The sequence below is a fragment of the Mesorhizobium sp. M7A.F.Ca.CA.002.15.2.1 genome (genome assembly GCF_003998715.1).
Taxonomy (GTDB): Bacteria; Pseudomonadota; Alphaproteobacteria; order Rhizobiales; family Rhizobiaceae; genus Mesorhizobium; species Mesorhizobium ciceri.
Genome location: NZ_RZPI01000006.1, coordinates 22,649 through 28,902, shown reverse-complemented (window position 1 = coordinate 28,902; position 6,254 = coordinate 22,649). Strand labels below are relative to the sequence as shown.

Genomic DNA, 6,254 nt, shown 5'->3' with positions numbered 1-6,254 from the left:
CCTTGGCCTCGTGGCCGCCATCCTTCGCCGCCTTCTCGACAGCGGCGACACCGCCGAGAACGATGAGGTCGGCCAGCGAGATCTTTTTCCCGCCGGTCTGTGCCGCGTTGAACTCCTTCTGGATGGCTTCCAGCCTGGCCAGCACCTTCGACAGTTCCGCCGGCTGGTTAACCTCCCAATCCTTCTGCGGCGCCAGCCGGATGCGTGCACCATTGGCACCACCGCGCTTGTCGGAATTGCGGAACGTCGAGGCCGAGGCCCACGCCGTCGAGACCAATTCGGAAACCGACAGGCCCGATGCCAGGATCTTCGCCTTCAGCGACGCAATGTCCTGCTCGCCGACCAGTTCGTGGTCGACCGCGGGGATCGGATCCTGCCAGATCAGTTCTTCCTTGGGCACGAGCGGGCCGAGATAGCGAACGACCGGACCCATGTCGCGATGGGTCAGCTTGAACCATGCGCGGGCAAAGGCGTCGGCGAACTGGTCCGGATGCTCATGGAAGCGCCGCGAGATCTTCTCGTAGGCCGGATCGACCCGCAGCGCGAGATCGGTCGTCAGCATGGCAGGCGCGCGGCGCTTGGACGGATCGTGGGCATCCGGCACGGTTCCGGCGCCGGCGCCGCCCTTCGGCGTCCACTGATGAGCGCCCGCCGGGCTCGTGGTCAGCTCCCATTCGAAGTTGAACAGATTGTCGAAGAAGTTGTTGCTCCACTTGGTCGGCGTCGTGGTCCAGGTCACCTCGAGGCCCGAGGTGATGGCATCGCCGGCGATGCCCGTGGCATGCTTGCTCGACCAGCCGAGGCCCTGCGCCTCGATGCCGGCGCCTTCCGGCTCCGCACCCACAAGCGAGGCATCGCCGGCGCCGTGGGTTTTGCCGAAGGTGTGGCCGCCGGCGATCAGCGCCACGGTCTCCTCGTCGTTCATGGCCATGCGGCCGAACGTCTCGCGAATATCGCGTGCCGAGGCCAGCGGATCCGGCTTGCCGTTCGGCCCTTCCGGATTGACATAGATCAGTCCCATCTGGACGGCGCCGAGATGGCCCTGGAGTTCGCGGTCGCCGGAGTAGCGCTTGTCGTCGAGCCACTTGGTTTCCGAACCCCAATCGACGTCCTGTTCGGGTTCCCAGACGTCGGCGCGGCCGCCAGCGAAACCGAAGGTCTTGAAGCCCATCGATTCCAGCGCGACGTTGCCGGTGAGGATCAGCAGGTCGGCCCAGGAGATCTTGCGCCCATATTTCTGCTTGACCGGCCACAGCAGCCGGCGCGCCTTGTCGAGATTGGCATTGTCCGGCCAGCTGTTGAGCGGAGCAAAACGCTGCTGGCCGGCCCCGGCGCCGCCACGGCCGTCGCCGATGCGGTAGGTGCCGGCACTGTGCCAGGCCATGCGGATGAACAGCGGCCCGTAATGGCCGAAGTCGGCCGGCCACCAATCCTGCGAATCCGTCATCACCTGGTGCAGGTCCTTGATCACCGCATCGAGATCGAGCGACTTGAATTCCTCGGCATAGTCGAACTCTTCGCCCATCGGGTCCGAAAGGTTCGACTGCTGATGGAGAACGCCAAGGTCCAGTTGGTTCGGCCACCAGTCACGGTTCGTCCTGCTGGAGGATCCGTGCGCAACGGGGCATTTGCCGGCACTGGGATCATCGGTCTGTGCGTCCATGTTCTTCTCTCCGATCGTGGCTGTGTTGAGCTGTTCAACTGCTGCGTGAACAGGGACACAAAAATGTCCCTGTAGGCGGTCCGTTTCATGGCTGGCGCGATGACCTGAGCCCGATACGCGACCGAATATGTTGGATGTCCTGTTGCTGCGGGCATGCGCCTCACCAGGCGGTCCCGGCTGCTCCTCATCTTCGTTACGACTCCTATAGCAAAGCCGCTTGATTAATTTAAGTTGGATTTCCTGATTGCAGCGATAAGATGACATTATGACAAACCTGACGCTGAAGCAGCTGCGTTATTTCGAGGCGCTGGCCCGGCACAATCATTTCGGCCGCGCCGCCGATGCCTGCTCGATCTCGCAGCCCGCCATCTCGGTGCAGATCCGGGAGTTGGAGGAAACGCTGGGCACGGAGCTTTTCCAAAGAGGCCCACGCCAGGTCCGGCTGACCAATTTCGGCGAGGAATTCGCCTTGCGCGTCCGCGACATCCTGCGCTCGGTGGATGAGCTGACGGATCTGGCCCGCGCCTCGCGCGACCGGCTGGTGGGACGGTTGCGCATCGGCGTGATCCCGACGATCGCACCCTACCTCCTGCCTGCCATCATCGGCAACCTCGCCCGCATGCATGACGGGCTCGATATCCACGTGCGCGAAACGCAAACGCAAAAGCTGATCCAGGAACTGGCCGACGGCCGGCTTGACGCGGCCATCGTCGCCTTGCCGGTGTCGGAACCCTCGCTGACGGAAATCGTGCTGTTTGCCGAGAACTTCGTGCTGGTCCGGCCCGGCGAGGACGAGGGAAAGCCGGTCCCCAACCGCGAAATGCTGCGCGAGATGCGGCTGCTCCTGCTGGAGGAAGGCCATTGTTTTCGCGACCAGGCGCTGTCGTTCTGCAACATGCATTCGGCGCGGCCAAGGGAGTTGCTGGACGGCAGCTCGCTGTCGACCCTGGTGCAGATGGTCGGCGCCGGTGTCGGCGTCACCTTGATTCCCGAAATGGCCGTGCCGGTGGAGACGCGCTCGGCGGCGGTGTCTGTCGCCCACTTTGCCAACCCCCAACCGTCGCGGACGATCGGCATGATCTGGCGCAAGACAAGCCCGATCGCCAAACAGCTGATGCTTATATCCGAAGTGGTTCGCCAGGCGGCCGAAACGTTGCGCGCGCAGCACAATCCGGCATCGGTTGAGCTGAACTTGGTAGCAGCCGCCCAATGAAGGCTTGGCTGACCCGATCGTCAGCCTGCCGCGTGGAACCGGATCTCGCCCTTGTTCAGGAAGCAGGTCTTGTTGAACAGCGACAGATCCAGAGGGTTCGGCAACCGCACATCGCCGATATCGGGAACCGGCTTCTGCGCCGGGTCGTAGGACCGGTCGATCTGCGAGATGAAGACGAGGATCAATCCCCTGTCGCCGGCAAACGCTTTCAGCGTGCGAACCTGCGCCATCAGCTCCGGATTTTGCCGCTTTTGGTCGAGCAGTTGCAGGTAGTCGATCACCACCAGCGTGCCGCGCGGCGCCGAGCCCAATGCCTTGACGATGTAGTCGGCGCTGATGGCGTCGGAATTGTCGAACACGAACCGGTCGTTGAACTGCACCGGGTCTGCCCCGATGGCTCGAAATCGGTCGAGCACATCCCGCTGCGTATACTCCAGCGTGAAGAACACGCCCCGACTGCCGGACTTCATGGCTTCGATTGCCAGTTCGAGACTCATCAGCGTCTTGCCGTGGCCGGGTCGTGCACCCACCAGGACCAGATCGCCGGGCGCAAGTTGCGCAAACAGTGTGCCGGCAGGCGCCGCCCCGGCTGCCTTGGCCGCAAGCAGGCTCCAACTGGCGAAGCCTTCCCGTACTGCAACACGGTCAAGCGCTTCGTGGAGCGGAATTTTGGCCTCGCGGGACAACAGCCTGGCTTGACGCTTCAGATGATAGATGGGCGCGGACAGCTTCATGACAAACCTCCTGGTGCGAGCCGTTTTCGCAACCCCTCCTTATGCCAAGCGCTCGAACAGTTGGTTCGGTGATGAGAGAGCCCTGCATGGATGATGCTTTCCCGGCGGAGGGAGGAGGCGTGAGCCACGCCAGAATCAGATGATAGCTCAATCCCTGCGTATCGAAAATCGCGGAACTCGAGAGATCAGGTTCCGAACCCGCGGCTTTTCGCGATAGGAATTTTTTCTTGACTCCCTGCACTCAGCTATGGTACATATTTGTCCATGGTGCTGATTTGCGCCGATGGCCCGCCGCACAGGCGGGTTTTTCGTTTGATGCTCCGTCAGCCAACGCGCCGACGAGCTCGAAGGAACCCGCCAACCCGAGTTCGTTGCCCTGCTTCAAGGATACGAAGACGTCCGCCGCAAGCCTGGAGCCAGCATGTCGGCGTAGGGCCGTTGCATGCGTCGACCTGCTTTGCGGATCTTCATGCGGGCGCGCTAAACAAGATGTGTTTCGCCTGATAATGCGAGGCCATCTATGATCGATTCTCGCGGCAATACCGCAAGAAATCGCCATTCGCTTCGACAGGAGAATTGATCCGGTGCGGTTGAGATCTGTTTGTCTGGGCGTCGTCGCCAGCTTTTTCGTCGCCGTCATCGCCGTGACGGTGTCGGCTCGATCCTTTGCCGCATCATCTGACGTTCCGGCCTGGTTGCAGGCTCATGTCGGCAACAGCGAGGGCCAGATCTCACAAATTGTCCTCGAACGAGCCCGCGCGCTTTATCGGAAGAAGGTCGCCCAAGGGGCCGTCAAGAACCCCTGCTACTTCGCCATGGATGCGACACGCCCCAGCGATCTGGGCAATGGCGTGCTCGGCCGCCGCTACTACGTCATCTGCGAGGCCAGCGAGTCCTTCCGCGCGATTTCGTCGGGTCATGGCAGCGGGCGGAATCTGAAGGGCGTCGTCGATTTTTCGAATGGCAAGCGGTGCGCTAGGAACTTCGGCAATGCGATGGATTCATCGTTGACGGCCGGCGGCGCCTATATGACCCGCGAGGCGAAAACCTCGTTCAAGGGTTATTACCGCACTGGTGCGAAACGGGACGTGGCTTTCCAGCGCACCTTCATCCAGTTCGACGGCGAAGGCGAAGCCGCGAACGCCAGGCAGCGGGTGATCGGCGGCCACGCGGCCCAGGTGCTGCACGGCCTGTGCCTGCGCAAAAATCCGAACAGCTCGCATGCCGACCATGACGGCTTCGTACCGTTCGGCAAGCTGGTGGATTATGCCGGCGGCCGCAGCAATGGCTGCACCAGTTGGTCGCCGGCGGATGCGCAGCAGATTATCCCGATGGTCAAGGACAATCCGACGACGCTCTACATCTACCCGGAATCGCGCGACATCGCCGCGGTCGCAGCCAACCATTCACAGCCGGGCGCCTATTGGAACGCGTCCTGCCTGAAGGAAATCGGCACACCGAAATTCTGGCCGCGAAAGACCCTCGAGCCGATCATCGCCCAATACAGGAAGGATCATCCGGCACCGCCGCCGCAGCCAGTGCCGATTTGCACGCAGCCGTGACGTCCGCTTCGGCATGCGAACCATGCGCATTGATCAGCAACCCGTCGTGAACCGGTATCGATCCCGATCTCCGAGGTTTGCCAGCGTCTGACTCCCCGCGCGTCGTCGATGTCGGCAAGCCAAAGGCTGGGATAGGTTCATTTGTAACCTCGGCGCGTTGGTCCCCAGAGACAACGCGCGCCCATGGCGCGGGCGGCCGCCGCCGAGAAGGCCGCCGAAACGAAAGGCGCATCCGGTCGTTCCGCCGCCGCGCGCAAGGCAGTGCGGACCAAGGGTACCCGCGGCAGGAAGGAAGCGGCACAGAAGGCTGCCAGAACGCGAACACATCACGCTTACATTGAACGTCTTCTTCGAGGACTGGCGCTCCGGGTGACGACTATGATCGAGAGGCGATCACATGGGTAATCGCCTGCGCCTCGCATCTTCCCGCCGCGTTGTATGTCGCGAACGGATCGGGAGTGGCTGAATGCTCCTGGCGAGGAGAGTTCCCGGTGCCGTGCCAGGCCGATTGGTTGGAACCAACGGCCTGCTCTCCAGTTAGAAAGCCAGCAAGTCTGGTTGTAGCCTTGCCGCCATGTGACCGACGGTTTCAAGGCCGCCGATTGAGCTTCGGAAGCGTGGAGAGCACGCTTGATGGAGAAAATCATGAACCAATGGTCAAATGCCAAGCTCTGTGACGTAGCAAATCTGGTCCTCGGAGCAATTCTCTTCTTCTCTCCATGGATATTCGCCTTCGCGGCAGGGACACAGTCCCAGAATGCCATGGGCAGCGGCATCGTGATTGTCGTGCTTTCGGTTGCCGCCCTCTTCGCCTTTGCTGTCTGGGAGGAATGGCTGAACCTCGTTGTGGGTCTTTGGGTAGTCGTGTCTCCCTGGGTGCTTGGATTCCAGGCAACCACAGCCATGGGCGTGCATGTTGTAATCGGCGTTCTGGTCGCGGTTCTGGCTGCGATCGAGCTGTGGATGATGAACCAGAACCCGCCGACGCAGTCTACGGCCTAGCAGGACTGGGCGTCCTTGCGGCGGCCTGATCGTGACGGATTGGCCGCCGACAAATTGGCATCCCGCTGGGTCGCCGATGA

Annotated in this window: 5 protein-coding genes; 3 read left to right on the top strand and 2 right to left on the bottom strand. The window is 62.1% G+C overall.

Going from position 1 to position 6,254, the window contains the following annotated elements; all coding sequences use genetic code 11:
- The coding region (gene katG / locus ENZ74_RS01040; protein WP_127312640.1) for a catalase/peroxidase HPI at positions 1 to 1,663 on the bottom strand (1,663 nt) is incomplete at its 3' end.
- 265 nt (positions 1,664 to 1,928) lie between these two features.
- On the opposite strand from katG, the gene ENZ74_RS01035 reads away from it, so the two are divergent.
- The gene (locus ENZ74_RS01035; protein WP_013530140.1) at positions 1,929 to 2,876 is read left to right on the top strand and encodes a hydrogen peroxide-inducible genes activator; all 948 of its coding nucleotides are present in this window, start codon (positions 1,929 to 1,931) and stop codon (positions 2,874 to 2,876) included.
- Between the two features lie 20 nt (positions 2,877 to 2,896).
- On the opposite strand, the gene ENZ74_RS01030 is transcribed toward ENZ74_RS01035, so the two are convergent.
- The gene (locus tag ENZ74_RS01030) at positions 2,897 to 3,610 is read right to left on the bottom strand and encodes a DNA helicase (protein ID WP_013530139.1); all 714 of its coding nucleotides are present in this window, start codon (positions 3,608 to 3,610) and stop codon (positions 2,897 to 2,899) included.
- 584 nt (positions 3,611 to 4,194) lie between these two features.
- Between ENZ74_RS01030 and ENZ74_RS01025 the strand changes: the two genes are divergently transcribed.
- Both ENZ74_RS01025 and ENZ74_RS01015 read left to right on the top strand, forming a co-directional pair.
- Positions 4,195 to 5,172, top strand: a complete 978-nt coding sequence (locus ENZ74_RS01025) for a hypothetical protein (protein WP_063168781.1) — start codon at positions 4,195 to 4,197, stop codon at positions 5,170 to 5,172.
- A 645-nt stretch (positions 5,173 to 5,817) separates the two neighbouring features.
- Positions 5,818 to 6,174: an SPW repeat protein gene (locus tag ENZ74_RS01015; protein ID WP_027162069.1), complete on the top strand. Its 357-nt coding sequence runs from the start codon at positions 5,818 to 5,820 to the stop codon at positions 6,172 to 6,174.
- The last annotated feature ends 80 nt before the right edge of the window (positions 6,175 to 6,254 follow it).